This is a genomic window from Nocardia sp. NPDC004711, from assembly GCF_053601595.1.
The window spans coordinates 1-25,775 of sequence record NZ_JBSGCB010000032.1; the positions used below are offsets into that span (position 1 = coordinate 1).

The window sequence follows — 25,775 nt, forward strand, 5'->3', positions numbered from 1 at the left end:
CACCACGATCAACTCGAACCCGACGCCGAACATCACATCGGCAACACCAACGACGACTCAGCCCCCGAAATCGTCATCCCCAATGACGCTCAACAACCCCACGCTCGACACACCGAACCCAGCAACGCCCAGCTGCCCGAATACGCCGCATCCGCCGGCACGGAAGACTGATGTCCTCCGGCTCGGCATCGAACCGACCAACTGGGATCTGCTGATATCCGCTGACAGTTGGCCAGTCCGCACGCGGTCACGCGTATGAGCAACCCGATCCGGACGAACCCACAATGCCCCGAGTTGCACCCCCTCAACCTCGCTCAAAGTGTTTGGCGAGCTGGCCACTACTGCCACCGGTGTGGCTACTGCTTCTGGCCCTACGAGCCCGCACCCGGCGTCCCTGTACGACATGCTGTCTCGCTGACTCAGTTTCGGGGAATCATCTGGAACGCAGGCGGCTTCGCGAATGCGTGAGAATCTCTCGCTCGCGTTCGCTGGATAGACAAACAACGGACGCGACCAACAACCGAGCAAGCCCGCCCCCACTTGGACGGCGCAGCCTTTGCAGCCCAGGCTTATTCACAGGTCGCGCTTGTGGGATATGACCACTGAGGAAGCCCGAGAACCCTGCCAGGCGTTCGTGCGGGCCGGACAGGCCCTCTCCTGGCAGTCCGATGCTCCACCTGGAATCGCGAACTCGCCCCTAGCGCGAGAAGAAGCCACATCAACACTTTTCGGCATACTGCCGGCACAACGAACCGCCGAGTCGCTTCCATGAAGCCATGAGAGCGAGTTCGACCGGCCTGATCCGATACCTCAGCTGCACGTCTACCGAGTGCTCAACCCGACACGGCGCCAACGATCTGTACCGAGCCTTCTCGAGACGGAATGGGTCGATGTGACCTCGCAAGCCTGCCAACCGAGGTCGCCACATGACCTCTGATACACCTGCCGCACACGCCGAGCTGTCGCGCATGAACTCTTTCGGGGATGATCCAAACCACCACGCAGATACCGGGATCGAGCGGTTCTTTCACTCCGATCACAGCGCGGGCGTACTTGCCCCGATACCCTTCGCGTTCCCCCGAACACCGTCACCGAGCCCCATCGGCAGGGTCCACTGGTCGGTCGCAACAGTCAACGACCACGGCCGCTTGTCCGACAGGTCTGCGCTCAAAGCCGTGAAATGGGTCCCCGGCCAGTACATTTCGATAGACGTGATCGACGGTGTCGCCATCGTGGAGCGGGTCGTCCACAGCCGCTGGACCATCCGCTCGACCGGCTACCTTGGCCTGCCGGCGTCCGTCAGGACCCGATGCAGTCTGATGCCGGACGATCGAGTTCTGATGGCGGCGGTCACAGACTCCGAGATGATCCTGGTGTATTCCGCGCATCTGGTGCTGGCCGCACTATGGGACTATTCCGAAGCCCCCTTCAGGGGATCTCGTAAAGTCCGATGATGTCGACGCAGCGCTGCAGATACTCTCGCGGCTGGGGCCCACAGTCGATGATCTGACTTGTCGCAGCCAGGCCGCGGTATCGGTGCCGACCTTTTCTGCGTATATCCGGCATCTGCGTGAGGCTCTGCCGGAAACGACAGTCAGTACCTACGGCTCGTACTGGAGCATCATCGAGAGGGCCTGGCCCGACCGGCCCCCTCAGCTCGCCGACGGCTACCGAGATCGATCAGCTGGTCCGGCACCATCGGTCGAACGCCGTCGTTCGGCGCAATTCCGGGGCGGACCCGGCGCGGCGACGAACATGATCTCCGCGATCCGTTGCATCTACCGCCACGCCGAAGCGGATCGGATCCTTCACCCCCACGACAACCCGGCCTGCAGGTCAAGAAGCCGCGCCGGTTGCCGAGTAACGTGCCGTCACATGAGTGATGACTTGTCGGGTAAGAGCGCGCTGGTCACCGGGGCCAGCCGGGGTATCGGGTTCGCGGTGGCGGCGGAGCTGCTCAGGCGAGGCGCCAATGTGGTGATTTCGGCCCGGAAGCCGGAGCCGCTGGAGGAGGCGGCCGAGCGGCTGCGTGCGTTGGGGTATCCGGGGAAGGTGGTCGCGGTCGCCGGTAATTCGGGCGATGCGGCGGCTCGGGCCGAGCAGGTTGCCACCGCGGTCGAGCAGTTCGGGTCGCTGGATGTGCTGATCAACAACACCGGGATCAATCCGGTGTACGGGGCGCTGATGGATGCCGATCTGGATGCCGTGCGCAAGATCTTCGATGTGAATGTCGTTGCGGCACTGGGGTATGTGCAGGAGGCGTACCGGGCGTGGATGGGTGAGCACGGGGGCGCGGTGGTGAATGTGGCCAGCGTCGCGGGGCTGCGGTCCACCGGCGTGATCGCCGCGTACGGGGCGTCCAAGGCGGCGCTCATCCGGCTCACCGAGGAGCTGTCGTGGCAGCTGGGTCCGAAGATCCGGGTGAACGCGGTGGCGCCGGGCGTGATCAAGACCAAGTTCGCGGACGCGCTGTACTCGGCCGACGAAGAGGCCGCGGCGGGCATCTATCCGATGAAGCGGCTGGGGTCGCCCGAGGATGTGGCGGCGCTGATCGGATTCCTGGCTTCGAACGAGTCGTCGTGGATCACCGGCACGACCGTGCGGGTGGATGGCGGCCTGCTGGCCACCGGCGGCATCTGACACTGGGCGCATCGAAAACTCGCGCCCGGCACCAGGAATGGGTGCCGGGCGCGAGTTGCGCAGCGCTCAGCGGAAGGCGAGTGCGCCCAGGGTGTCGCTGTGGCGGTACTTCACGTACTTTTCGACCGTCGCCTCGTCGACGGCCGGGGTGGCGGTGCCGACGGTGATGACCAGGAACTTGTCCTGGTTACCATCCTTCCATTTGCCGGTTTCGAAGTTCTTGATGTAGCTGCCGTCGGGGAGCACCACGTCCTGGTCATCGAACTGGCCGTCGGCACTGGAGGCCTTGCCGGCGTCGGACATGGTGAGCACCAGCTGAGTCAGCATGAGTGCGCCGTTCTCGGATTTCCACGCCATCTCCGAGGCGCGCGTGCACCCGAGGCCGGTCAGCGCGCCCGACTCCTCGATCGGGGCGCAGGAGTCGTAGTCGCGGCCGGACACGTAGGTGGCCTGCAGCGCGACGTCGCCCAGTTTGAAGTTCCAGTCCTTGCCGAATTCGGTGTAGCTGAAGCGGCTACCGCCGGGCGCGGACTTGGAGGTGGTGGGCGCACTACGGGTGGTGGCCGGGGCGCTGGTGGCCAACGATGTGGTGGTCGTCGTGGTGGCGTCGGCCTGCGAGGAGTCGTCCTTCTTCGAGACCAGGACGATCGCGCCGACGGCGACCGCGAGCACCACGATCGCGCCCAGCACCACACCGATGATCAAGCCGGTGTTCGACTTCGGCGGCTGCGGCGGCGGGAAGCCCGGCTGCTGCGGAAAGCCCGGGTTCTGCTGGAAGCCCGGCTGCTGCGCGTAACCCGCGTCCTGCGGATACCCCGGCTGCTGCGGATATCCCTGCTGCCCAATCCAATTCGTCTGCGTCGGCTGCCAGCCTGCCGGGTCGGCCTGCTGCTGTCCCGGCCAGCCGGGCTGCGACGCCTGCTGCTGGCTGCCGGCCTGCTGAGTGGGGTGGTCCCACCACGCCGGATCCGGATCCTGCGGCGGCTGCCCGTGCACGGTGGGATCGCCGCCGAATCCGGCGGGTGGATACGTCATCTGCTCACCTTTCGCGGCCTGCCCGAGCCCTCCCCGGCCCGGCATCATTCCCGAAGCGTAGGCGGGCGACCCGGCATGATCCAATCACGTGGTGACCGATGATCTCCTCATCTGCGGTGCGGGCCCGGCGGGGCGAGCCCTCGCCCACCGCGCGCTGGCGCACGGACTCTCGGTCACGATCGTCGATCCGCATCCCCGGCGGCGATGGACGGCCACCTATGCGGCCTGGGCGGATGAGCTGCCGCAGTGGATCGCCCCGGAGGCGGTCGGGGCCACGGTCGACCGCCCGATCGTGTGGGCGCAGCACCGCATCGAACTGGATCGCCGCTACATCGTCTTCGATACAGCGCGCCTACAGGATTCGCTGGACCTGCAGGGGGCGCGGCTCCTGCAGGACAGCGTGACCGACATCGCGCCCGCGGCCCGCCACCGGCACGACGGACTGGATCTGCCGTCGGTACGGCTCGCGTCCGGTTCGGTGCTGGCGGCCGGACGCGTCATCGACGCGCGCGGGGTGACCCGCTCCCCCAGGCTCGCCGAGCAGACGGCATTCGGGGTGATCGTGGACCGGGCCCGTCTGCCGGAGCCGGAGACATATTTCATGGACTGGCGTGCGGACAACGGCGCGGAAACCGATGCGCCCCGGTCGTTTCTGTACGCGGTGCCACTGGACGATGAGCGGGTCCTGCTGGAGGAGACCTGCCTGGCCGGGCTCCCGGCGCTGGATCAGCGGACGCTGCACGACCGGCTGACGCACCGATTGCGTTCCCGGGGAATCACTCTCACCGGCACCGAACCGGTCGAGCGGGTCAGGTTCCCCGTGCACGGCGGCCGGCCGAACGCCCGCACGTTCGGGTCCGCGGGCGCTTTCACGCATCCGGCAACGGGATACAGCGTCGCGACCTCCCTGCGGATGGCCGATGCCGTCGTAGCCGGGGACCCCCTCTGGCCGGGTCCGGCGCGCGCTGTGCACCTGCTGCGCCAGGCCGGATTACGCGCTCTGCTGGCGCTGCCGCCCGCCGACCTGCCCCTCTTCTTCGAGGCTTTCTTCGCTCTGCCCGTCGAATCCCAGCGCGCCTACCTCTCCGGCCGCGACGACCCGCGCGGCACCGCCGCCGCCATGATGTCGCTGTTCGCGGCGCTCCCCTGGCGAGTACAGCGCACACTCGCCATTGCCGTGGCCCGGCCGCCCCGCCGCACACCCGACGCCTCCTGAGCCACACCCGTATCCGCCGAGGGCCCCGCGTAGCGCAGTAGGTCGACGGTTATCGGGAGCGCGTTCGGTATTGATCTACACGAATTCTCCCGAATTGCCGGTCAAAAGCAGTCGCTGATGGTCTGCTGGTGGGGTCGCAATCCCGAATAGGGGAGGTTCCAACGATGTTCGACCTTCCACGATCCAGTCACCGTGCACTGCCGAGGATGACCGTTTCTGATGCGCTCGCCGCGCAGAAAGCGCACGCCGAATGCCCGATCACAATCTGCCCGATCAAATTGCAGGCCAGGACATTTCTTTTCGGTGAATCGCACCGCAGAACGAACGGGGTGGGACGTGGACGACCAGAGTGACATCGAGATTCGAACGCTGCAGGATGTGATAGACGCGGTCGAGGATCGGTTGCGGCGTTTCGAGGCGAAGGACGGTGTCGTGCTCGCGGAACGGTCCGAGGTGTATGCCACCGTCATCTACGCGGTCATCGCCAGTGCGCGCGCCTCCGGCCACTACGGCGCGGGAAGCCTGGCGCGAGCGCCACTCCTGGACGAGATCCTCATGGGTGCCGAGCCGGAGCCCTGGGAGACAGCGATGTACGCCGTGGTCATCGATCGGGCGTTGACGCAGTGACGCACGGGAGCCGCCGGCCCCTCATCGGTCAGCGGCTCCCGCGCCATGAAGCGAGGTCAGCCCCACTCGCTCGTGGCCGTCAGTCCCACTCGCTCGTGGCGATGCCGCGTGCGTCCGACGACCGGCAACTGCACGGTGAACCGCTCCACCACCCAGCCGGGCGGCAGCGCCGACGCACAGTGCCCCTGCGGTGTCCACGAGCCCGGACCGCTCAGCACGACGCTCACTCGATCCAGCTCCAATCACGGTCGGGGTCCTGGTATTCCAGCCCGATCCAGCCGTCGTATCCGGCGGCGTCCAGGGCGGCGAAGAGGGCCTCGAAATCGAGGGTTCCGGTGCCGGGCCGGCTGCGCGCGGGCGCATCCGCGATCTGCACGTGCCCGATCCGGGGCGTGTACTCGGCGATCACGCCGAACAGGTCCGCACCCATGCGCGCGAGATGGTACAGGTCGCAGAGGAACCGGAGATTGGGTTCGCCGACCGCATCGATCACCTGTAGGGCGCGCGCCGCCGAGACGATCGGATAGTCCGGCGACTCGATGGAATTCAGTGCCTCGAGCACCACCTGCGCATCGATGCCCGCGGCGGCGCACGCGGCCAGTCGCAGGTTCTCCACAGCCAGCTCGTCCTGCACCGCCGGGTCCACACCGGGAATCCGGTTCCCGTACAGGGCATTCAACGACCGGCATCCCAGCCGCTCGGCGATGCCCACGGTGACATCGATATTGTCCCGGAATTCGGCCTCCCGCCCGGGCACGGACACCAGTCCCCGCCCGGCAGGCACCAGATCGATGAAGTTCAACCCGACCAGCCGCACTCCGGCATCGGACACCGCGGAGACGAACGCGTCGACCTCCTTGTCCCCGGGCACCGGGTTCTCGCCGAAGGGCCACCAGAACTCGACCGCGTCGAACCCGGCCGCCTTCGCCGCCGCCGGACGCTCCAGCAGCGGCAGATCGGTGAACAGGATCGAGCAGTGCACGTCGAATTTCCGCAGAGCACCGTCGGCGGTGTACTTCATCGGGTCGTTTCCTCCCTGTAGGTATGCCAGCTACCGAAATCGGTGATGTCGATGAGCTGCGGGTAGGAAATGATCGGGCGGCGCAACAGCATGGACAGCACCGAGCGGTTGTCGTCCAAGGCAATCACACCCAGTTCCAGCTCCGGCGGCTCGGCCGGGAGCAGGCGGGTGCGCAGCACCTGCATCGGCACCTCGAACAGCTCGCCCGCGATGGGCGCGCCGCCGTAGGCCACCGGATGCAGGCCGGGGAAGCGGTCGCCGACCGAATAGAAGCGGTAGTGCGGCGCGGTCCTGACCTCCCCGGCGCAGGGCGCACCCTCGAGCAGGTGGTTCAGGGGTCCGCCGCGCATGGCACCCCCGTTCAGGAAGATCAAAGGCATTGCCGTGGTTCCCTTTTCGGTCGACAGCAGTCAGGCGGTGAGCCGGAGGGCGTCCGGCGAGTCCGGGACGGTCACCTCCGGTACCGCGATCGCATCGCGATGGATCGGTCCGCCGTAGGTGCCCAGAGGCATTCCGGTGCCCCCACGGCGGACCGCCACGATCTCGGCGGCGATGGAGACGGCTGTCTCCTCCGGAGTCCGCCCGCCGAGATCGAGTCCGATGGGCGACTTCAGCCGCGCCAGTTCGGCATTCGTCATCCCGACCGCACGAAGCCGCTGGAGACGGTCCTCGTGCGTCCGCCGGGATCCCATCGCACCCACGAACGCCACCGGCAGTCGAAGCGCCACCTCCAGTAGCGGCACGTCGAATTTGGCGTCGTGAGTGAGCACACACAGCACGGTCCGGGCATCCACCTGGGTCCGCGCCAAATACTTGTTCGGCCATTCCACGACCACCTCGTCCGCGTCGGGGAAGCGGGCGCGGGTGGCGAAGACCTCCCGGGCATCGCAGACGGTGACGTGATAGCCGAGGAACTTGCCGATTCTGGCGACCGCGGCCGCGAAGTCGATCGCCCCGAAGACGATCATCCGCGGCGGCGGCACATGGGATTCCACGAAAACCGTGACCTCCGCGTCACCGCACCCGACGGTGCGCACCGCGGTCGTGCCGGCGTCGAGCATGGCCTGGGCTTCGGCCACCACCCGTTCGTCGAATTCGGCTCCGGAGGTCCACCAGGTGCCCAGCGCCATGACGGCGCCGCTGTCGAGGTCGCGGACCATGGCCACGGCCTCCCCCTCAGCTCGCAGGACCTTCTCCACCGCATCGCGATTGGACTCGGTCACCGACTGGACGAACACCTGAATCGTTCCGCCACAGGTCAATCCGACCGCGAAAGCGTCGGTATCGCTGTAGCCGAAGGTCTCCCGGAGCGGTTCTCCCGTTCGCAGCGACTCGCGGCACAACTCGTAGACCGCACCCTCGACACAGCCGCCGGAAATGCTCCCGATGACGGTGCCGTCGGCATCCACGGCCAGGGCCGCGCCGATCGGACGGGGCGCGGAGCCGCCGATCCCGATGATGGAGGCCACGGCGTAATCCTTGCCCGCCGCATGCCATTCCAAGAGTTGTGCCGCGATGTCGCGCATGACTAGCCTCCCAGCGCCAATTCGATGCCGTTGATACCGAAGTAGGCGACGAAGACGACGCTCACCACGGCCACCAGCCAATGGATTTCGCGGTACTTACCGCGAGCGAGCTTGATCACCGTGTAGGCGATCAGGCCCGCACCGACACCGTTCGTGATCGAGTAGGTGAACGGCATGAGCACGATCGTGATGAAGGCCGGCACGGCGACCTCGAGATCGTTCCAGTCGATCTTGCGGGCCTGCGTCATCATGAGCGCGCCGACCAGCACCAGGGCGGGAGCGGCGGCCTGAATCGGCACCACGGCCGCGATCGGGGTGAAGAAGATGGCGGCACAGAACAATCCGCCGGAGATGACGCTGGCCAGACCGGTACGGGCGCCCTCACCGACACCCGTCGCGGACTCGACGTACACCGTGGATCCCGCGCCGCCGGACAGGCCGCCGACGATCTGGGCGACACCGTCGGTGGTGAGGATCTTGCCCATGCCGGGCACCTGACCCTTCTCGTCCACCAGGCCCGCCTCGTCACAGACGCCGAAAACCGTTCCCATGGCGTCGAAGAAGCCGGTCAGCACCAGCGTGAACAGCACCACCGTGGCGGTGACCGCACCCGCGGTGGCGAAGCCGCCGAACAGGTCGATGTGACCGATCAGACCGAAATCCGGCGAAGCGAACAGCGATTTCGGCTTCTCGGGGACGACGGTGCCCCACGCCTTGGGGTCGATGGTCGCCATGGCGTTGACGATGATCGCCAGCACGGTCGAGATGGCGATGCTGATCAGGATCGCGCCCGGCACCTTGCGGATGAACAGGGCGAGCATCAGCAACAGGCCGACCGCGAAGATCACCGTGGGCCAACCGGCCAGATGTCCTTCGACTCCCAGTGTTACCGGTGGCCCGCCGGGCGCACCGTGTCCCACCACGCCGGAGGAGACCAGGCCGATCATGGCGATGAACATGCCGATGCCGACGCCGATGGCGTTCTTCATGGCCAGCGGAATGGCATTGATGATCATCGTCCGCAGGCCGGTGGCGGCCAGGATGACGATGACGATGCCCATCAGCACCACCAGGCCCATGGCCTGCGGCCAGGTCATATGGGGTGCGGCCTGATAGGCGACGACGGGGACCAGACCGAGGCCGGCGGCCAATGCGAGGGGCACATTGCCGACCACGCCCATGAGGACGGTGGTCAGGCCGGCGGAGAAGGCGGTCGTGGTGGTCAGCTGAGCGATACTGAGCTTGTCCCCGTGCGCGTCGGTGACGCCGCCGAGAATTAGCGGAACCAGCAATATGACATACGCCATAGCGACGAATGTGGTGATGCCGCCACGGATTTCACGCGATATGGTGGTCTTGCGCTCCGATAGCCTGAAGAACTTTTCGAGCGCAGAACCCCGCGTTTCCGGGGTGGTGATCGGTGACTGAGTCTGGGTCATGGCTGCCCTCCTATGGGCGTAGCCGACCAGCGGCCCGGGGTGCTGGGGTATCCCGGGCCGCGGATTCGGTGATGCTTGTTGTGGGGTCCCTATCGCGCTCCACGATGTCGAGCAGCGCGATCTGCCCCTGTTAATCAACTGTTCCGGATGATGTCTTCCGGACGCACGGGCACGCGGTTGATGTTGCCTGTGCCGCCCCGCTTGCGGCAGGCATCGCGAATCGCTGCGGCGATCGCAGGCGTGGACGAGAGAGTGGGCGGTTCACCCGCGCCGCGCAGGCCGTAGGGGGCGTGCGGGTCCGGGTTCTCCAGGATCTCCAGCTTCTGCGGGGGTGTATCGAGAATGGTGGGAATCAGATAGTCCGTGAAGGACGGGTTCCGCACCTTGCCGTTGGTGACCTGAATTTCCTCCATAACCGCCAGACCCAGGCCCTGAATGGAGCCGCCGTGGATCTGGCCTTCCAGCGAAAGCCGGTTCATGATCTTGCCGACGTCCTGAACGGCGTCCAGGGCAACGACTTTGACCAGTCCGAGTTCGGTGTCGACATCCACCACTGCCCGGTGCACGCAGACCGCGAGCTGGGTGTGGCTGGAGCCCTGACCGGTCACCTTGTCCATACCGGTGGTCGGCTGGTGGTGGTATTCACGGGTCAGATCGATGACGTCGTCGCCGAGCACATCCTCGATGGCCGCGACCACTTCACCGTTGTTCTTGACGACCTTGCCGCCCTCGAGCCGCATGAAGCCGTGCACGTCGAACTTCTTGCGCGCCAGCACGAACAGCTCGTCGGCCACCGCGCGGCAGGCGGTCATCACCGCGCCGCCGGTCATGTACGACTGACGCGACGCGGACGAGGAACCCGAACTGCCGACATTGTTGTCCGAGGGGTGGCTGACCACCCGCTCGATGGCGAGCTCGGTGCGCGCGATCTGCGCCTCGAGGGTGATCAGACCCTGGCCGACCTCCGCGCCGGCGGTGTGCACCAGCGCGACCGGCTCGCCGCCGATCACCTCCAGGCGCACCCGGGCGGTCGAGTAGTCGTCGAAACCCTCGGAGAAGCAGATGTTCTTGATGCCGACGCCGTAGCCGACGCCGCGGTACACGCCCTCGCCGTGGGTGGTCTGCGACGCACCGCCGGGCAGGTTGCGGATGTCCGAGGTGTCCACGGACTCCGGCAGTTCCATGTCGCGCAGGCTGTCGAGCATCTCCTTCAGCGGGGTCGGCGCGTGCACGACCTGGCCGGTGGCGAGCGTGGAGCCCTGCGAGACGGCATTGACCTGACGGACCGTGACCGGATCCATGTCGAGGGCCTCGGCGAGCTTGTCCATCATGGACTCGTGCGCGAAACACGCCTGCACGACACCGAATCCGCGCATGGCGCCGCAGACCGGGTTGTTGGTGTAGACACCGTAGGCGTCGATCTCCAGGTGCGGGACCTCGTAGGGGCCCAGCGCCAGCGAGGCGGCATTGCCGATCACGTTCTGGGTGGCCGAGGTGTACGCGCCGCCGTCGAGAACGATGAGAACCTTGGCGTAGGTGATCTTTCCGGTCGCGGTGGCGCCGAATTCGTAGCGCATCTTCGCCGGGTGGCGATGCACGTGCCCGAAGAACGACTCCTCGCGGTTGTACATCATCTTGATCGGCTTGCCGGTGCGCATGGCCAGCATGCCGGCGTGGATCTGCATGGACAGGTCCTCGCGGCCGCCGAACGCGCCGCCGACGCCGGACATGGTCATGCGGATCTGGTCCTCGTCCAGACCCAGGCACGGGCCGATCTGGGTGAGGTCCCAGTGCAGCCACTGCGTCGCGACATAGAAATCGAGCGAGCCGTCCTCGTTCGGGATGACCATGCCGGACTCCGGGCCCAGGAAGGCCTGGTCCTGCATGCCGACCTCGAACTCCTCGGAGACCACGACGGTGGCGAGGGCCTTGCCGATCTCGATGTCGCCGGAGCGCACCGGCTGGTAGCGGGCGATGCCGCCGCGCGACTGCACGGCCAGCCCGACCGGGTCCTCGACGACGGCCATCGGGTCCGTGATCGGTTCCAGCACTTCGTATTCCACCTCGATGGCGGCGACGGCGCGCCGGGCGATCTCGGGGTGGTCGGCGGCGACCAGGGCGATGGCCTCGCCGTGATGGCGCACCTCGTCGAATGCCAGTACCGGCTGGTCCCAGGTGTGGTCGAGGCCGTAGACCTTGCGGCCCGGCACGTCCTCGTGGGTGAGCACGGCGTGCACGCCGGTCATGGCGAGGGCCTTGCTGGTGTCGACGCTGACGAGTTTGGCGCGGGCGTGCGGGCTGCGCAGGGTCGCGCCCCAGAGCATGCCGTCCATCCACAGGTCCGAGGAGTAGGCGAATTCGCCCTTCACCTTGAGGGTGCCGTCCGGGCGGAGCGGGCTCTCGCCGATCCCGCCCTTGCCCGGGACCGCCACATCCGTGGGGAACCGAGTGGTGCGTGTGATGGTCATCGGTTCTCCTGCTTCATGATTCGCTTGCGCGCGGCGACGCCGGCCTGGCCGACCGCGTCGTGCGGCATGGTCTTCAGCTCGTCGTTCTCCACGACGGTGTTGCCGCCCACCAGCAGGCGCGCCAGCGGCGGCTGCGGGCCGAACACCAGCGAGCACACCGGGTCCTCGATGGCGGCACGGAAGCCGTCCACCTTCCAGACCGCGATATCGGCGAGCTTGCCGACCTCGAGGGAACCGATCTCGTTCTGGCGGCCCAGGTTCCGGGCGCCGCCCAGGGTGCCGACCTCGAGGGCCTGCCGCGCGGTCATGGCGCGGGGGCCGTGCACGGCGCGCTGGAACAGCATGGCCTGCCGCATTTCCCCGGCCATGGAGGTCAGCTCGGAGGAGGCCGCGCCGTCCACGCCGAGACCGACGGGCGCACCGGCGGCGAGCAGATCCATCACTCGCGCGATGCCCGCGCCCAGCCGGGCATTGGAGGTCGGGCAGTGCGCGGAACCGGTGCCGGTCTTCGCGAACGCCGCGATGTCCTTGTCGTGCAGGTGCACCGCGTGGGCGAACCACACGTCGTCGCCGAGCCAGCCCAGCTTCTCCATGTATTCGACCGGGGTGCAACCCATCTGCTCGATGCAGTGCTCTTCCTCGTCGAGGGTCTCGGCGAGGTGGGTGTGCAGGCGCACGCCGTGCTGGCGGGCCAGCGCGGCCGAATCGACCATCAGGCCCTCGGACACCGAGAACGGCGAGCAGGGGGCGACGGCCACGCGCAGCATGGAGTCGAAGGACGGGTCGTGGTACGTGCGGATGATCTCCTCGGTGTTGAGGAGGATCTCTTCGCGGTTCTCGACCACCTCGTCCGGCGGCAGGCCACCGTGCGACTGACCGCGGTCCATGGACCCGCGGCACGGATGGAAGCGGATGCCCAGCTCGCGAGCGGCACGCACCTCGGCCTCGAACAGATCGCCACGGCCCTTGGGGAACACGTAGTGGTGATCGGTGGAGGTGGTGGTGCCGGTCAGCGCGAGCCAGCCCAGGCCCGCCGACGCCGCGCCGTAGACGATCTCGGCGTCCATGGTGGCCCACAGGCGGTACAGGCCGGTCAGCCACTCGAACAGGGTGGCGTCCTGGAACAGGCCCTGGGTGGCCCACTGGTAGAGGTGGTGGTGGGTATTCACCAGGCCCGGGGTCACCAGGCAGCCGGTGCCGGAGAGGCGTTCAGCACCCACCACCATCGGCGCAGGTCCTGCACCGAGAGCTTCGATCCGGCCGTCGTCGCCGACGACCAGATAGCCGTTCGGGATCTCCGCACCGACAACCGGTGCGATATAAGCGTTTTCAATGACCAGCTTGCTCATTTGGCGGCAGCCTTCCGCTCGGCCGCCAGGCGAACGGCATCCAGAATCTTCTCGTAACCCGTACAGCGGCACAGGTTTCCGGCGAGCGCCTCACGGATCTCGACGTCCGACGGGTTCGGCACCCGGTCGATCAGGTCGTGCGCCTGCACGATCAGACCCGGTGTGCAGAAACCACACTGGACCGCGCCGGCCTCCATGAAGGCCTGCTGCATGGGGTCCAGCTTGTCGCCGTCGGCCAGGCCCTCGACGGTGCGGACCGAGCGGCCCTCCACCTGACCGGCGGCCACCAGGCACGAGCAGACCGGGGTGCCGTCCAGATAAACGGTGCAGGAACCACATTCGCCCTGCTCGCAGGCGTTCTTGGAGCCGGGGAGGCCGACCCGCTCACGCAGCAGGTACAGCAGGCTCTCGCCTTCCCAGATGTCGTCGGCGGTTTCCTGGGATCCGTTGACGGTGAAGTTGATACGCATCAGGCCGCCCTCCTCTCCGCGGTGTAGTCGTTCCACGCCCAGCCGAGGGTCCGGCGGGCCATCACCGACAGCGCGTGCCGGCGGTAGTCGGCGGTGCCGCGCACATCGTCGATGGGCTTGGCCGCGGCGCCGACCAGACGGCCGAACTCGCGGGCCAGCTCGTCGTTCAGCGCGCCGCCGTTGTCCCAGTCCAGGTTGGCGGCCAGGAAGTCCTGCGCCTCCACCGGACGGATCGGGGTCGGACCGGCCGAGCCGATGCCCGCGCCGACTGTCCGCGAATCCGCGTGCAGCGCAACGGAGAACGAGCACACCGCGATCACCATGGCGTTGCGGGTGCCGACCTTCGAGAAGTACTGGGGGCCGCTGGCGGGCTTCAGCCACACGGCGCGAATCAGCTCGTCCGGCTCGAGCGCGTTCTTCTTGACCCAGACGTAGAAGTCGTCGATGTCGATCATGCGGGTGCCGCGGGCGGCCGACTCGACCTCGACCACGGCATTGCCGGCCAGCAGGGCCGGGTGGGCGTCACCGGCGGGCGAGGCGCCGCCCAGATTGCCGCCGACGGTGCCGCGATTGCGGATCTGCGGAGAACCCACAGTGCGCGACGCCTGGGCCAGACCGGGCAGGCGGTCCTGATACCGGTTGATGATCTTCACGAACGGGACGCCGGAGCCCAGCCGGATCCGGCCGTCCTCCTGCTCGTCGACGGTGAAGACCTCACGGCACGGGTTCAGGTCCAGAATGGCGGCCGGACGGTGCCGGTCGAAGTTCAGCTCGACCATCACGTCGGTGCCGCCCTGAATCGGAACCGCCTCGGGGCGTTTCCGCTTTCAGCTGGAGCGCTTCGGCCCAGCTTCCCGGTTGTAGGAAATCCATTGCAATCCTCTAGATATCGGTTCGACGCAGGTACGACAGCACTCAGCTGCCCCGGTACGTAGAGAAGGAGTAGGGGCTCAACAGCAGGGGTACGTGGTAGTGCTCATCCGGATCGGTGACCAGGAAATCGATGGTCACCGTGGGATAGAACGGGCTGACACCGGAGGTGCCGAAGATCAGGCGGTGCGCACCGGCGCCCGGGGCGGGCAGATCCTTGATCCGGCCGTCGTCATCGGTGTGGCGCTCGGCGAGGATCTCCCCCGCCGCGCTCTCCAGCCGCACCGCCATGCCCGCGGCCGGGCGTCCGGTCGCAGCATTGAGCACGTGGGTGGACAGACTCATTCGTCCTCCAGGAGCTTCCGGATCCGCAGGCCGGTGATGTCGGCGAGCTCGCGGCGGACCGTCAGCTGCTCATCGGCGACCGAGTTGCCGAGACGGCGCTGGAGCTCCGAGAGCATCTCGGTGGCGCTGCGCCCGGCGGCCCGGATCAGGAAGACATGGCCGAAGTGTTCCTCGTAGGTCACGTTCCAGGAGGCCAGGTCGGCCTTCACCTGATCGTCGGCGGCGGAGGCTCCGGACTGTTCGTCGGCGGACCACTGCGCCTCACGCTCGGACTGGTGGGCGGCGGCCGTGCGCTCCCCGATCCGGGGGTGCGCCGACAGCGCCTCCTCGACATCGGTCCAACTCAGCTCGGTGACCCCGGTCACCGCCGCGGCGATCAGACTCGACTCGTCCGCGTACGGTCTGTTCGCCACCATCTTGCGTGCCCAGGTCCGCGACGCATTGCAGGTCAGCAGGTGCGTCTCGGCCTCTTCCAGGGGCAGCGAACCGAGCCATTCCAGGCGACTCGACATCCGACCTCCATCCGTCTTCGGCGTGTGTCAACCACTTAACCCGGCGGGCGGTCATGCTCGAAAGGACGAGACCTCCGAACCTGTGGCCTGCTTCACAGGGGCGCGTTCGTAGTTACATCCAAGTTCGGTAACCGGGCCGTCACCGACTGTTAGCCTCGGGCATCATGCGGTTACGTTCCCTGCTCACCATGCACGATCTGGGCTTGCGGCTCGTCACCGGAGAGGACGAGCTGGACCGCTTCGTACGCTGGGTGGTAACCACCGACATGCTCGATCCCGGTCGATACCTCTCCGGCGGCGAATTCGTCCTGACCGGACTGCAATGGCGGCATTCCCTCGAGGACAGCGAGACCTTCGTGAGCGCGCTCGCCCGCGCCCGGGTGGCCGCGCTCGCCGCGGGTGACGCGCTGTACGGCGGAGCGCCCGACGATCTCGTCGCGGCTTGCAAGAAACACCGAATCCCGCTGTTCCGGGTCGAGGAGCAGATCGCCTTCGCCACCGTCACCGAGCAGATCAACCGGAAACTGTCGTCCGGACGGGCCGCCGACCTCAGCGCGATCCTGGACCGGCACCGGCAACTCGTGTCCGGCGGCGGGCTGGATTCGGTGCTCGACCTGGTGCATCGCACGCTGGGCACCCGCTGCTGGGTGGTGTCGGCACTCGGCCGCGTGGTGGCCGGGCCGACCCGGGACCTGCCCGAACAGGTGCGGTCGGCGTTCCTGGGCGCGCGGCGGCTGCCGCATGTGCTTTCCCACAATCAGGTGCGGTACTCGCTGTTCGCGGTGGACGCCGACGGAACCTCACGCATCGCGGACTGGTTCCTGGTGTTCGAGAGCGACTACAAGGACTGGCCCGAGGAGCGGCGGGCCCTCATCGGGGAACTGGCCGCGGTGGTGTCCCTCGAACGAGCCCGGCAGGACGATCGGCACAGCGCCGAGGGGCGGCTGGCCCAGGAACTGATCGAGCTGATCATGTCCGACGCCAAATCCGCCGACATCATCTCCCGGCTGGAGTTGACCGGGCTGGGACTGTCCGACCGCTACCTCGCGGTCGCCGCGACCGCGGACTCCGGGGCCGTGCGGCCCGGTGAGTTGCGCGCCGTATTGCGCGAAATCCTTTACGGCAGAAGCCCTGCCGTCGGTGTTGTCGACGGCGAGGTCATCCTGCTGGTCGCCCTCGGCGACGACAAGGCCCTGGACGACCGCATCCACCGGGCCATCGAAGCCCTCGAACCCGGATTGCAACTGAGCCGGCTCTCGGTCGGCATCAGCGGCGCGGTCGACGGCGAGGGGCTGCGCGGCGCGGTCGAGGAGGCCCGCTACGCCCGGCGCATGGCCGCCGAACGGCAGCAGCCCACCAGCGTGGTCCGCCACGACGAACTCGCCACCCACATGCTGCTGCTGGCCAGCGTCCCCGACGAGGTCCGGCGCATGTTCCGGGTGCGGCTGCTGGATCCGCTGCGGGTCTACGACCAGGACAATCGCGCCGATCTGGTGCACACCCTGGAGACCTTCCTGGAGGTGTCGGGCTCCTGGACCAAGTGCGCGGATCTGCTGCACCTGCACGTGAATACGCTGCGCTACCGCATTCAGCGCATCGAGGAACTCACCAACCGCGACCTGTCCCGGCTCGAGGACCGCGTCGACTTCTTCCTCGCCCTCGCCCTGCGGTGAGCGTATGCCCGGATCGACGGGCGCGATCGCCAATCACTGTGCCGGACAACGTAATCGACACACCAGCTCGGCGGGTATGTCTCGGCCGGAGACAGGAGCGGGCAGCAGCGCGTCGAGTATGCGCGGCGGCCACTCATCGAACCAGTCGACCGGGCTCGATCAGCCGCGGTGGCAGAGCGCCGTGCGGCAGGGCCGGGCCGATCGCGACGAGACTGCCCGGCGCGCGGCCCTTCCCCCAGCCGAGTTGCTCGCGGTAGCGACCGATGTGGGATTCGGGGATCGCGCTGCGGTCCGCGAGCGGCGCTGCCTCGGGTGAGACGTAGAGGGCGTCGGCCGGGCAGTACGCCTCGCACATGAAGCAGGTCTGGCAGTCGGATTGCCGTGCGATGAGCGGTATTCCGCTGTCGGTGCGGTCGAAGACATCGGTCGGGCAGACGTCGACGCACTTGTCGCAGGCGATGCAGTCGTCGGCGCGGACCAGTTCGATCACGACGCCACCGCCGAGGTGAGTCCGGTGGCCGCGGCCGTCGAGGTCCATACCCGGTCCAGGCCGCCGGACAGGATGTGGTGGTGCTGCGCCGGATCCAGGTCCGGGTGGTCGGCACGCTTGCTCATGCCGCGAGTTTCCTTGCGCGCCAGCGTGGATCGGTACATCAGCCGGCCGACGGCGGTGATGGCGGCGGCCTGCCGGGCCCGGATCCGCTCGGCACCGGTTCCGCCGCCGAGCCCGCGCTCGGCCCGCTCCCAGAGCTCGTCCAGTTCGGCCAGGGCGGGGCGGATGCGGTCACCATGACGCAGATAGTTCTTCTCGAACGGGATGAGTTCGCGCTGCGCGGCCGAGACGACCTCGTCGGCGGGCACCGATTCCGTTGTCTCCGGCCGCAATCCGACCCGCCCGGCTCCCTGGACCGCGGAGGGATCGACGCGCCCCGATCGCCGGGCGAAGGCCGCCGCGCCCCGGCCCGCCCAGCTTCCGGAGGACATGGCCCACGCCGAGTTGTGGCTGCCACCGCCGGTGAATCCACCGCAGATTCGTTCCCGGGTCGCGGCGTCGCCCGCCGCGTAGAGACCGGGAACCGTTGTCGCGCAGTCGTCGTCGACGATATCGATGCCCCCGGTTCCGCGCACCGTGCCCTCGGCGAGCAGATCCACCTCGAAGCGGTCGGTGAACGGGTCGATCCCGCGCCGGTCGAACTGGAGGAAGAAGTTGGGCTGGCCCAGCCGCATCCGCGCCTGCACCTCGGCGTCGGCGCGGTCCAGCTGCGCGAACACGGGCTGCGACAACAGGGTCCGCGCGATGACCGATCGGCCCTTCGCGGAGCCGGCACCCTCCAGCACCCGGCCGTCGGCGTGGAAGAAGGTGGCGTAGCCGTAGTAGGCGGTCTTGGTGATGGTCGAGCCCTTGGGCACGATGGCATAGGCGTTGGAGAACTCCATGCCCGAGAAGCGCGCGCCGGCCTCGGCCGCCATGAGCGCGCCGTCACCGGTGTCGACATTGGTGCCCAGCGCCCGCGACAGGAAGGCGCATCCGCCCGTGGCCAGCACCACCGCACCGGCGGTGATCCGGTAGCCCTCCTCGGCCTGCCGCCGATAGCCGGCCGCCCCGCGCACCACCCCCTCGGCATCGACGAGGAGTTCCAGCGCGGGTGAATGGTCGAGGATCCGCACGCCGAGCCGTTTCACCCAGGCTCGCATCCGGCGCATGTATTCGGGCCCCTGCACACCGGTGCGCACCGGCTCGCCGGTGCCGGGATCCACCGGGAACGGGTACCGGCCCTCGACGGCCAGCCGGTTCATGTTCGCGTAGGTCTGGTCGAGGACCCGGTCCATCCAATAGTGGTCGGCCAGGTGCCCGCCCAGCGCCTCCCGGGCGGCCTTGGCATTGGCGCGGGCTGCGGCCTCGGGCGCGACGTACCAGACGCCGGTGCCGGAAGGCGCTGTGGCGCCGCTGGTCCCGCAGTAGCCCTTGTCCACCAGCACCACCTCCGCGCCCGCTTCCCGGGCGTGCACCGCCGCCCAGCACGCGGCGGGCCCGCCGCCGATCACCAGCACGTCGGTACTGATCTGCCATGGTTCGCTCATCGGTACGTTCCTCCCGGGAGAGTTGGTGTCCGGAACGGTAAGGCGGCCGGTCGTACTCACCGAAGGGTTCGAATCAGGACGATCCTTTGGCGGCGGAATTTTCCATATCGTGGAAATCCGCTTGCTTCTCGCGGCCGGATCGGCGCGGGTCAGCGGCAGGCTTCGGCCATGCCGCGGAGCCATTCCCGGACCGCGGTGCGCTGCGCGGGGGTGAATCCGGCTTCCAGTTCGGCTTCGCGGCGGCCGACGGCGGCGTGGGCCTCGGTGTAGATGGCGCGGCCCGCGTCGGTCACGTAGATCTGGTGGGTCCGGCGGTCGGTGGGGTGCGGGCGGCGCTCGATCAGGCCCGCCTTCTCCAAGCCGCCGAGCATCTCGTTCGCGGCCTGCCGGGTGCTGCCGACATCGCGGGCGATATCGGTGACCGACTTCCCGGGCTGCTTCTGCGTCATCATCAGCGTCGCGTACTGCGAGGTCGTGAGGCCGAAATCCTTGAGTTCCTCACCGATGGCCGAGCGCATGCTCAACCACACCGTGCGGACCATGAAGGTCAGGGATCCATCCTGCGATCCGGAACAGCTCACCGCGACAACCCTTTCCAAAGATTGACAGGTTCCTGACAATCTTGCACACTGGCGATCGTCAGGTTCCTACCAATCTTATCGAAGGCATCCATGACCGTGCCCGCGACGCTGCCGAAATCCCGGCAGCGGCTCATCCTCGCCGTTCTCCTGCTGTCCTCCCTGCTGATCTGGCTGGACAACACCATCCTCGCCACCGCGCTCGAGACCCTCGCCGATCCGGTGCGCGGGCTGGGCGCGAATCCCGCTCAGCTGCAATGGGCCTCAGGGTCCTACACGCTCGTGTTCGCCGCGCTCATGTTCACCGCCGGGGCGCTCGGCGACCGCTACGGGCACCGGACCGTGCTCGTCACCGGATTGATCGTCTTCGCAGCCGCCTCGGTCTGGGCGGCCTACGCCGGTGATCCCGCCGGGCTCATCGCCGCCCGTGCGGTCATGGGAGTGGGCAGCGCGCTCATCATGCCCGCCACCATGGCGACGGTGACCTGGACGTTCACCGGTCCGGCGCGGGCGTCGGCCATCGGGCTGTTCTCGACCTCCGCCGGGGTCGGACTGGCGGCCGGGCCGCTGCTGGCCGGGGTGCTGCTCGACCACTTCTGGTGGGGCTCGGTGTTTCTCGTGAACGTGCCCGTCGTCGCGGTCGCACTGATCGGGATCGCGGTACTGGTCCCGAATTTCCGCAGCCCGACGCCGCGGCCGCTGGACCTCGGCGGACTGGCGCTGTCGGTGAGCGGATTGGCGGCCCTCGCCTACGGGCTCATCCGGGCGGGCCAGGTCGCCGCGTGGACACCGGTGCAGGTGTGGGCTCCCATCGCCGCCGGGCTGGCTTTGCTGGCCGCGTTCGTGGTGGTCGAATTGCGTTCCGAACAGCCGAGTTTCGATCCACGATTGCTGGCGCAGCGGGTCTTCGGCGGCGGCAACGCGGCCCTGGGCCTGCTGTTCCTGGCCATGACCGCGGCCGGCTTCTACGGCGCGTTCTACCTCCAGGGCGCCCGCGGCTTCTCACCGCTCGCCGCGGGTCTGATCAACTCCCCCGCCGCCGTCGGCGTCATCATCGGCGGTCCGCTCGGCGTCCGCCTGGTCCGTCGTTTCTCCCTGCGCGCGGTGACCGCGACCGCCCTCACCGTCGGCGCGCTCTGCATGGGCAGCGCGGTCTTCTTCGGATTGCACACGCCCATCATCTGGAACGTGGCACTGGCTGCGGCACAGGGCTTTTCGATCGGCATGGTGATCGGTTCGGTCACCAGCGCCCTGATGAGCACGCTCCCACTCGACCGCGCCGGCGCGGGATCGGCCGTCACCAATACCGTCCGGCAAACCGGCAGTGTCCTGGGTATCGCGCTCGGCGGCACCATCATGGCCATCACCTACCGGACCGGCATCCAGGGCGCGCTCACCGGCCTGCCCGACACCGCCCGCGAACCCGCCCAGGTATCCGCCGAACAGGCGCGCCATGTGGCCGCCGCCATCAACCGACCCGACCTGTCCCACGCCGCCGACGACGCCTTCATCCACGCCATGCACGTCGGCGGTGTCTGGACCATGATCTTCGCGCTCGCGGGAGCCGCTGTCCTGGCCTTCACCCTGCGACCCCGCCCCACCCCGGCCACCGCGGAGCCGGAGCCGACCCTCGCTGTCGCCGGTCAGAACTGAGCCGACCGGACCACTCTCACCGAGCGCCACGCCACGCGTCCTGTGCCACCCGACGGCGGTGCAGGGCGCTGCGGTCGTCATCCCGACCCCGATGGGCCTGCATCAGTTTCGAGTGCACGCGCAGTGCTTGCTGCAACGATTTCCGGATCGACATGGCCGGCTTCCTTCCCGTTCCGATGGCACGGTGTTTGCGCCACCTACCTCGTAAGACGGTCCGGGACAGGGAAATTCAGCGCCTCGGGCAACCCGGTTCAACGGATTTCCCTCCACGCGCGAATCGCGCATGCGCGCGGCGGTGGAACGTTTGCTACTCGGATGCCCCTCCCGTTGCGAGGAGCTTCCCGAGCAACGTCGTCAGCTGGACCCGCTCCTCGGGAGTGAGCGCGGCGAAGGCGCCGGCCAGGAAGCCCGGGATCGCGGCCTCGGCGGTCCGCAATCGCTCCCGTCCAGCGGCGGTGATGGTGACCGCGTACGAGCGCCGGTCCTTCGGGTTGCGTTCCCGGCGGATGTAGCGCGATCGCTCCAGGTCGTCACAGACGGTCACCATGACGCTGCGATCGATGCGGAGTTCGGCGGCCAGCGTTTGCTGCGCGCAGTCGCCGACCGCGTCCAGCATCTTCAGCACCAGATGCTGTCCGACCCCCAGTTCCGCTGCGGCGGCATGGGCTTCACCGGCTTTGGCCACCGCGGCGGAGGCGCGGCAGAGGGCGATATCGGGGCGTTCAGCGGCGAGAGCCGGGAAGTAGGACGGTCTGGCGGCAGGCATGGTCTCCTCGTTCGATCACGGCCAGCTTACCAAAACCATCTGTGCACAGATCATTTGACAGCAGATGATTGCCGCGCCTACGGTCCAATCGTCTGGGCGCAGATGATTTTCGCGCAGACGATCTCGGAACCCGTTGGGCCACAGGAGCTGCCATGACGCTTGATCTCTCTCCCGATGAACTGCTGTCGACCACCCGGGCCGTGCGTCGCCGCCTGGACTTCGACCGGCCGGTGCCGCGCGACCTCATCGAGGAGTGCGTCGATCTCGCCACCCAGGCGCCCACCGGGCGCAACCGCCAGCGCTGGCACTTCCTGGTCGTCACCGAAGCCGCGCAGCGCCGGGAGGTGGCCGAGATCTTCCGGCGGGCGCTCGCACTGAGCGAGGCCGCGCCACTGTCGCGGGACGACCTCGCGCGCATGCACGTCCGGCCGGGCAGCATGGCGCGGGTGTTCGACGGCGTGCGCCATCTGGCCGACAACATTCACCGCGTGCCCGCGTTCGTGATCCCCGCCGTCGAGGGCCGCACCGACGCCGCCTCGGTCCAGATCCAGTGCGGCACCTGGGGATCGATCCTTCCCGCGGTCTGGAGCTTCATGCTCGCCGCCCGCGCCCGCGGTCTCGGGACCGTGTGGACCACGGCCCAGGCTCCACTCGAGCGCGAACTGTCGGCAATCCTGGGCGTGCCCTACGACGAGGTCATGCTCGCCGCGTTCCTGCCACTGGCCTTCACCCTCGGCACCGAGTTCAAGCCCGCGGTCCGCGTCCCCCGCGACCGGGTCCTGCACTGGCAGCACTGGTGACGGGCGGGCACCGGGCGAATCCTGGGACACGCGGGCATTCCGAGGTTGTCTGTAACCCTAGTTAGCACTTACCTTGGAGTGTGTTGCACCGCACAGGAGCGGCCTCGGCTTCGGCTCCCGGGCGGCGCGGCACAGAGACGAGGAGGCAATGATGGCTCTGACGACGATGTCGGGCTCCGTTCCGGCGGCACGAGACTACGCGGATGTGCTGCACACCCTGTCGGAGGGATCGGTGTACCGCCGATTCGATCCGTATCTCGATATCGCCTGGGACTCACCCGAATTCGCGATCGACCCCCAGGACCCGCGCTGGGTGCTGCAACCGGACATCGATCCGCTCGGCGCGACGCAGTGGTATCAGAACCTGCCCCTGGAACGGCAGATCGAGATCGGGCGGTGGCGGATCGCCAATGCCATCAAGGTCGGCGCGGCCTTCGAGAGCATTCTGATCCGCGGCATGATGCAGTACATCATGAAGCTGCCCAACGGGTCGCCGGAGTTCCGCTACTGCCTCCACGAGATGACCGAGGAGTGCAACCACATTCAGATGTTCCAGGAGCTGGTCAACCGGATCGGCGTGGACGTCCCGGGGATGCGGCCCATCTTCCGGAGGCTGTCGCCGTTCATCGGCGTGGCCGGCGGTTATGCCTGGCCGATTCTGTTCATCGGCATTCTCGGCGGCGAGGAACCGATCGACCACTATCAGAAGGCGGTCATCCGCAATGGCGCGAAGCTGCCGCCCGCGGTGGTGCGCTGCATGGAGATCCATATCGCCGAGGAGGCCCGGCACATCTCCTTTGCCAATGAGTTCCTGAAAGAGCATGTGCCGGGTTTCAATCCGCTGTATCGCAATGTCTGCGGTATCGCCTTCCCGCTCGCCATGCGGTGGCTGGCCGGTGAGATCATGGCTCCCCCACCGGAATTCGCCCGCACCTTCGACATCCCCCGCGAGGTCATCAAGGAAGCCTTCTGGCGCTCCCCCACCGCGTCGAAAATCCTCTCCGGATACTTCGGTGACATGCGCTCCCTCGCCGGCGACCTGAGCCTGATGAACCCGGTCACCAAGCGGCTGTGGAAGCTCCTGCACATCGACGGCGACCAATCCCGCTACCGCAGCGAGCCCGAACGCCGGGCCGCCTGACCCCACGGATACCCAAGTCCGACGACCCATCCGGACCTACAGGCCGTCCAGGACCGTCGTACGATCAACGCCCCTCGCGGCGGCGCCCGGGCGCTCGAGTGCCGCCGCGGAACAGCCTGCGCGACGCGTGCAACCAACACCGGTATGGGCAGGACTTGCCCGGAATCTCGAACTACCCGCCTGTCGTAGCATCGAGACAGCACCACCCCTGTCTGATAGCCCTGACCGATTCGGAGGGAATCATGACCACACCGAACGAATTCACGTTCGAAAGCGCCTACAAGGGCGAAGCCGGCCTGTTCTCGGATGCCAAGCCCCCCTGGAGTCTGGGCGAGCCGCAGCCGGAACTCAAAGCGCTCATCGAGCTGGGCAAGTTCCACGGCGACGTGCTCGACGTGGGGTGCGGCGAGGCAGCGATCTCGCTGTATCTGGCCGAACACGGCTACACGACGGTGGGGTTGGATTCGGCCCCCACCGCCATCGACCTGGCCCGTGCCGAGGCGGCCCGGCGCGGGCTGACCACCGCTTCGTACGAGGTCGCCGACATCACCTCCTTCACCGGGTACGACGGCCGTTTCGGCACCATCGTCGACAGCACACTGTTCCATTCGATTCCGGTGGACCAGCGCGACGGATACCAGCAATCGATCGTCCGCGCCGCCGCCCCGGCAGCGTCCTACTTCGTGCTCGTGTTCGACCGCAAAGCTCTCCCGACCCCGACCGCAGGGTTCGGCCCCAATCCCGTCACCGAAGACGAACTGCGCGAGGTGGTCTCGAAATACTGGGTGATCGACGACATCCGCCCGGCACGCATCCACGGCAACAATCTTCCGAGAGACAATCGGACACCGATCTGGTTCGAGGATGTCCGTGACGAGCCGGACGGCCGTAGCTCGGTACCAGCCTGGTTACTGCAGGCCCACCTGGGCTGACCGAACGCCACCGGGTCGAACACCATCTGGCGGAGCAAGATCAGCCTCGGTTGGCCGGGCCACGAGGCGGACCCTGTTGCTAGCGAATCTCACTGTACGAAGCGCCTTCTCCGCGAGATCGTGCGTAGATTCCCGCGCGGCATGTCCGAGAGACCGTGCGCGCGTGACCATCAACAGCCTCCTTGTTACGCCGGCATCGAGATGTGCAGCGCTGTCCCGGATTCGGGCGGGCTGACGATCTCCAGATGGCCGCCCAGAGCCTCAACGCGGTCGATCAGGCCCATGAGCCCCGACCCCTTGCGGGGGTCGGCTCCGCCCCTCCCGTCATCACGGACCAGCAGACAAAGGTTCGCATCGTCCGTTTCCGCGTGCACGTTCACGATCGACGCCTGGGCATGCTTCGTAGTATTGGTCAGCGCCTCAGCCACCACGTAATACGCGCCGACCTCTACGGGTTCGGGCAGACGGCGCTCGATGACAAGGTCGAGGTAGACAGGGACCGAACAGCGGCGAGCCAGCGTCTTCAACGCCGGAACCAGCCCGCCTCTCGACAGGGTCGCAGGATGAATCCCACGCGAAATCTCTTGCCCGGCGCGTCGCTCGGAGCTGTCGTAGGCAGGAGGCGGAGTCTG

25 protein-coding genes and 1 pseudogene are annotated in these 25,775 nt (G+C 67.6%); 9 read left to right on the plus strand and 17 right to left on the minus strand.

Annotated features, from left to right (window positions below; translation table 11 throughout):
- Window positions 1-926: 926 nt before the first annotated feature.
- Both ACWEKS_RS29340 and ACWEKS_RS29345 read left to right on the plus strand, forming a co-directional pair.
- Window positions 927-1,454, plus strand: a complete 528-nt coding sequence (locus tag ACWEKS_RS29340; RefSeq protein ID WP_452343071.1) for a hypothetical protein — start codon at window positions 927-929, stop codon at window positions 1,452-1,454.
- Window positions 1,455-1,875: 421 nt separating this feature from the next.
- Window positions 1,876-2,640 (plus strand): SDR family oxidoreductase, encoded by a 765-nt coding sequence (locus ACWEKS_RS29345; RefSeq protein ID WP_452343072.1) that lies wholly within the window; start codon window positions 1,876-1,878, stop codon window positions 2,638-2,640.
- A 66-nt stretch (window positions 2,641-2,706) separates the two neighbouring features.
- Here the strand turns inward: ACWEKS_RS29345 and ACWEKS_RS29350 are convergent, their stop codons facing one another.
- Window positions 2,707-3,675 (minus strand): hypothetical protein, encoded by a 969-nt coding sequence (locus tag ACWEKS_RS29350; protein WP_452343073.1) that lies wholly within the window; start codon window positions 3,673-3,675, stop codon window positions 2,707-2,709.
- Between the two features lie 88 nt (window positions 3,676-3,763).
- Here ACWEKS_RS29350 and ACWEKS_RS29355 point away from each other — a divergent pair, with 88 nt between their 5' ends.
- Together ACWEKS_RS29355 and ACWEKS_RS29360 are read left to right on the plus strand one after the other, a co-directional pair.
- Window positions 3,764-4,891, plus strand: coding sequence for a lycopene cyclase family protein (locus tag ACWEKS_RS29355; RefSeq protein WP_452343074.1), 1,128 nt, complete (start codon window positions 3,764-3,766; stop codon window positions 4,889-4,891).
- A gap of 336 nt (window positions 4,892-5,227) precedes the next feature.
- Window positions 5,228-5,518, plus strand: a complete 291-nt coding sequence (locus ACWEKS_RS29360; protein ID WP_452343075.1) for a hypothetical protein — start codon at window positions 5,228-5,230, stop codon at window positions 5,516-5,518.
- 56 nt (window positions 5,519-5,574) lie between these two features.
- Here the strand turns inward: ACWEKS_RS29360 and ACWEKS_RS29365 are convergent, their stop codons facing one another.
- The 11 genes from ACWEKS_RS29365 to uraD all read right to left on the minus strand — a co-directional run bounded on the left by ACWEKS_RS29365 (window position 5,575) and on the right by uraD (window position 15,518).
- Window positions 5,575-5,745, minus strand: a complete 171-nt coding sequence (locus tag ACWEKS_RS29365) for a hypothetical protein (protein WP_452343076.1) — start codon at window positions 5,743-5,745, stop codon at window positions 5,575-5,577.
- Complete coding sequence (locus ACWEKS_RS29370) at window positions 5,742-6,539, minus strand: hydroxypyruvate isomerase family protein (RefSeq protein ID WP_452343077.1); 798 nt, start codon at window positions 6,537-6,539, stop codon at window positions 5,742-5,744. Before ACWEKS_RS29370 ends, ACWEKS_RS29365 begins: the two co-directional genes overlap by 4 nt.
- Entirely contained in the window at window positions 6,536-6,919 is a 384-nt protein-coding gene (locus tag ACWEKS_RS29375; RefSeq protein ID WP_452343078.1) for an allophanate hydrolase-related protein, read from the minus strand. The genes ACWEKS_RS29370 and ACWEKS_RS29375 overlap by 4 nt, the downstream gene beginning before the upstream one ends.
- Before the next feature lie 30 nt (window positions 6,920-6,949).
- Window positions 6,950-8,065 carry an XdhC family protein gene (locus tag ACWEKS_RS29380; RefSeq protein WP_452343079.1) on the minus strand — a complete coding sequence of 372 codons (1,116 nt, stop codon included), beginning with the start codon at window positions 8,063-8,065 and terminating at the stop codon, window positions 6,950-6,952.
- Window positions 8,066-8,067: 2 nt separating this feature from the next.
- Entirely contained in the window at window positions 8,068-9,504 is a 1,437-nt protein-coding gene (locus tag ACWEKS_RS29385) for an NCS2 family permease (protein WP_379390497.1), read from the minus strand.
- A gap of 134 nt (window positions 9,505-9,638) precedes the next feature.
- On the minus strand, window positions 9,639-11,972 hold the full coding sequence (locus ACWEKS_RS29390) for a xanthine dehydrogenase family protein molybdopterin-binding subunit (protein ID WP_452343080.1): 2,334 nt from the start codon (window positions 11,970-11,972) through the stop codon (window positions 9,639-9,641).
- Window positions 11,969-13,321, minus strand: coding sequence for an 8-oxoguanine deaminase (locus ACWEKS_RS29395; RefSeq protein WP_452343081.1), 1,353 nt, complete (start codon window positions 13,319-13,321; stop codon window positions 11,969-11,971). Before ACWEKS_RS29395 ends, ACWEKS_RS29390 begins: the two co-directional genes overlap by 4 nt.
- Window positions 13,318-13,791: a (2Fe-2S)-binding protein gene (locus tag ACWEKS_RS29400; RefSeq protein ID WP_452343082.1), complete on the minus strand. Its 474-nt coding sequence runs from the start codon at window positions 13,789-13,791 to the stop codon at window positions 13,318-13,320. The genes ACWEKS_RS29395 and ACWEKS_RS29400 overlap by 4 nt, the downstream gene beginning before the upstream one ends.
- The gene (locus ACWEKS_RS29405; RefSeq protein WP_452343173.1) at window positions 13,791-14,570 is read right to left on the minus strand and encodes an FAD binding domain-containing protein; all 780 of its coding nucleotides are present in this window, start codon (window positions 14,568-14,570) and stop codon (window positions 13,791-13,793) included. Before ACWEKS_RS29405 ends, ACWEKS_RS29400 begins: the two co-directional genes overlap by 1 nt.
- A gap of 136 nt (window positions 14,571-14,706) precedes the next feature.
- Window positions 14,707-15,006 carry a hydroxyisourate hydrolase gene (uraH, locus tag ACWEKS_RS29410; protein ID WP_452343083.1) on the minus strand — a complete coding sequence of 100 codons (300 nt, stop codon included), beginning with the start codon at window positions 15,004-15,006 and terminating at the stop codon, window positions 14,707-14,709.
- A complete protein-coding gene (uraD, locus tag ACWEKS_RS29415) occupies window positions 15,003-15,518 on the minus strand; it encodes a 2-oxo-4-hydroxy-4-carboxy-5-ureidoimidazoline decarboxylase (RefSeq protein WP_452343084.1) in 516 nt (171 codons plus the stop codon). The genes uraH and uraD overlap by 4 nt, the downstream gene beginning before the upstream one ends.
- Before the next feature lie 164 nt (window positions 15,519-15,682).
- Between uraD and ACWEKS_RS29420 the strand changes: the two genes are divergently transcribed.
- Window positions 15,683-17,191 (plus strand): PucR family transcriptional regulator, encoded by a 1,509-nt coding sequence (locus tag ACWEKS_RS29420; RefSeq protein ID WP_452343085.1) that lies wholly within the window; start codon window positions 15,683-15,685, stop codon window positions 17,189-17,191.
- Window positions 17,192-17,324: 133 nt separating this feature from the next.
- On the opposite strand, the gene ACWEKS_RS29425 is transcribed toward ACWEKS_RS29420, so the two are convergent.
- The 3 genes from ACWEKS_RS29425 to ACWEKS_RS29435 all read right to left on the minus strand — a co-directional run bounded on the left by ACWEKS_RS29425 (window position 17,325) and on the right by ACWEKS_RS29435 (window position 19,854).
- Window positions 17,325-17,729 carry a 4Fe-4S dicluster domain-containing protein gene (locus tag ACWEKS_RS29425; protein ID WP_452343086.1) on the minus strand — a complete coding sequence of 135 codons (405 nt, stop codon included), beginning with the start codon at window positions 17,727-17,729 and terminating at the stop codon, window positions 17,325-17,327.
- Entirely contained in the window at window positions 17,678-19,273 is a 1,596-nt protein-coding gene (locus ACWEKS_RS29430; RefSeq protein WP_452343087.1) for an FAD-binding protein, read from the minus strand. Before ACWEKS_RS29430 ends, ACWEKS_RS29425 begins: the two co-directional genes overlap by 52 nt.
- A gap of 149 nt (window positions 19,274-19,422) precedes the next feature.
- A complete protein-coding gene (locus ACWEKS_RS29435) occupies window positions 19,423-19,854 on the minus strand; it encodes a MarR family winged helix-turn-helix transcriptional regulator (protein ID WP_452343088.1) in 432 nt (143 codons plus the stop codon).
- 90 nt (window positions 19,855-19,944) lie between these two features.
- Here ACWEKS_RS29435 and ACWEKS_RS29440 point away from each other — a divergent pair, with 90 nt between their 5' ends.
- Window positions 19,945-21,504 (plus strand): MFS transporter, encoded by a 1,560-nt coding sequence (locus ACWEKS_RS29440; protein WP_452343089.1) that lies wholly within the window; start codon window positions 19,945-19,947, stop codon window positions 21,502-21,504.
- A gap of 307 nt (window positions 21,505-21,811) precedes the next feature.
- Here the strand turns inward: ACWEKS_RS29440 and ACWEKS_RS29445 are convergent, their stop codons facing one another.
- Entirely contained in the window at window positions 21,812-22,270 is a 459-nt protein-coding gene (locus ACWEKS_RS29445; protein WP_452343090.1) for a MarR family winged helix-turn-helix transcriptional regulator, read from the minus strand.
- A 152-nt stretch (window positions 22,271-22,422) separates the two neighbouring features.
- On the opposite strand from ACWEKS_RS29445, the gene ACWEKS_RS29450 reads away from it, so the two are divergent.
- The 3 genes from ACWEKS_RS29450 to ACWEKS_RS29460 all read left to right on the plus strand — a co-directional run bounded on the left by ACWEKS_RS29450 (window position 22,423) and on the right by ACWEKS_RS29460 (window position 25,143).
- A complete protein-coding gene (locus ACWEKS_RS29450) occupies window positions 22,423-23,070 on the plus strand; it encodes a nitroreductase family protein (protein WP_452343091.1) in 648 nt (215 codons plus the stop codon).
- Between the two features lie 151 nt (window positions 23,071-23,221).
- On the plus strand, window positions 23,222-24,211 hold the full coding sequence (locus ACWEKS_RS29455) for an AurF N-oxygenase family protein (RefSeq protein ID WP_452343174.1): 990 nt from the start codon (window positions 23,222-23,224) through the stop codon (window positions 24,209-24,211).
- 242 nt (window positions 24,212-24,453) lie between these two features.
- A complete protein-coding gene (locus ACWEKS_RS29460) occupies window positions 24,454-25,143 on the plus strand; it encodes a class I SAM-dependent methyltransferase (protein WP_452343092.1) in 690 nt (229 codons plus the stop codon).
- Window positions 25,144-25,328: 185 nt separating this feature from the next.
- On the opposite strand, the pseudogene ACWEKS_RS29465 reads toward ACWEKS_RS29460, so the two are convergent.
- Window positions 25,329-25,730 (minus strand): annotated as a pseudogene (locus tag ACWEKS_RS29465) (sensor histidine kinase); the annotation flags it as partial.
- Window positions 25,731-25,775: the final 45 nt, after the last annotated feature.

What these genes read in the sequence shown, in the direction of transcription:
- ACWEKS_RS29340 (WP_452343071.1), top strand. Translation starts at nt 927, where the DNA reads ATGACCTCTGATACACCTGCCGCACACGCCGAGCTGTCGCGCATGAAC.
- ACWEKS_RS29345 (WP_452343072.1), top strand. Translation starts at nt 1,876, where the DNA reads ATGAGTGATGACTTGTCGGGTAAGAGCGCGCTGGTCACCGGGGCCAGC.
- ACWEKS_RS29350 (WP_452343073.1), bottom strand. Translation starts at nt 3,675, where the DNA reads ATGACGTATCCACCCGCCGGATTCGGCGGCGATCCCACCGTGCACGGG.
- ACWEKS_RS29370 (WP_452343077.1), bottom strand. Translation starts at nt 6,539, where the DNA reads ATGAAGTACACCGCCGACGGTGCTCTGCGGAAATTCGACGTGCACTGC.
- ACWEKS_RS29375 (WP_452343078.1), bottom strand. Translation starts at nt 6,919, where the DNA reads ATGCCTTTGATCTTCCTGAACGGGGGTGCCATGCGCGGCGGACCCCTG.
- ACWEKS_RS29380 (WP_452343079.1), bottom strand. Translation starts at nt 8,065, where the DNA reads ATGCGCGACATCGCGGCACAACTCTTGGAATGGCATGCGGCGGGCAAG.
- ACWEKS_RS29385 (WP_379390497.1), bottom strand. Translation starts at nt 9,504, where the DNA reads ATGACCCAGACTCAGTCACCGATCACCACCCCGGAAACGCGGGGTTCT.
- ACWEKS_RS29390 (WP_452343080.1), bottom strand. Translation starts at nt 11,972, where the DNA reads ATGACCATCACACGCACCACTCGGTTCCCCACGGATGTGGCGGTCCCG.
- ACWEKS_RS29395 (WP_452343081.1), bottom strand. Translation starts at nt 13,321, where the DNA reads ATGAGCAAGCTGGTCATTGAAAACGCTTATATCGCACCGGTTGTCGGT.
- ACWEKS_RS29400 (WP_452343082.1), bottom strand. Translation starts at nt 13,791, where the DNA reads ATGCGTATCAACTTCACCGTCAACGGATCCCAGGAAACCGCCGACGAC.
- ACWEKS_RS29405 (WP_452343173.1), bottom strand. Translation starts at nt 14,570, where the DNA reads ATGGTCGAGCTGAACTTCGACCGGCACCGTCCGGCCGCCATTCTGGAC.
- uraH (WP_452343083.1), bottom strand. Translation starts at nt 15,006, where the DNA reads ATGAGTCTGTCCACCCACGTGCTCAATGCTGCGACCGGACGCCCGGCC.
- uraD (WP_452343084.1), bottom strand. Translation starts at nt 15,518, where the DNA reads ATGTCGAGTCGCCTGGAATGGCTCGGTTCGCTGCCCCTGGAAGAGGCC.
- ACWEKS_RS29420 (WP_452343085.1), top strand. Translation starts at nt 15,683, where the DNA reads ATGCGGTTACGTTCCCTGCTCACCATGCACGATCTGGGCTTGCGGCTC.
- ACWEKS_RS29425 (WP_452343086.1), bottom strand. Translation starts at nt 17,729, where the DNA reads ATGGACCTCGACGGCCGCGGCCACCGGACTCACCTCGGCGGTGGCGTC.
- ACWEKS_RS29430 (WP_452343087.1), bottom strand. Translation starts at nt 19,273, where the DNA reads ATGAGCGAACCATGGCAGATCAGTACCGACGTGCTGGTGATCGGCGGC.
- ACWEKS_RS29440 (WP_452343089.1), top strand. Translation starts at nt 19,945, where the DNA reads ATGACCGTGCCCGCGACGCTGCCGAAATCCCGGCAGCGGCTCATCCTC.
- ACWEKS_RS29445 (WP_452343090.1), bottom strand. Translation starts at nt 22,270, where the DNA reads ATGCCTGCCGCCAGACCGTCCTACTTCCCGGCTCTCGCCGCTGAACGC.
- ACWEKS_RS29450 (WP_452343091.1), top strand. Translation starts at nt 22,423, where the DNA reads ATGACGCTTGATCTCTCTCCCGATGAACTGCTGTCGACCACCCGGGCC.
- ACWEKS_RS29455 (WP_452343174.1), top strand. Translation starts at nt 23,222, where the DNA reads ATGGCTCTGACGACGATGTCGGGCTCCGTTCCGGCGGCACGAGACTAC.
- ACWEKS_RS29460 (WP_452343092.1), top strand. Translation starts at nt 24,454, where the DNA reads ATGACCACACCGAACGAATTCACGTTCGAAAGCGCCTACAAGGGCGAA.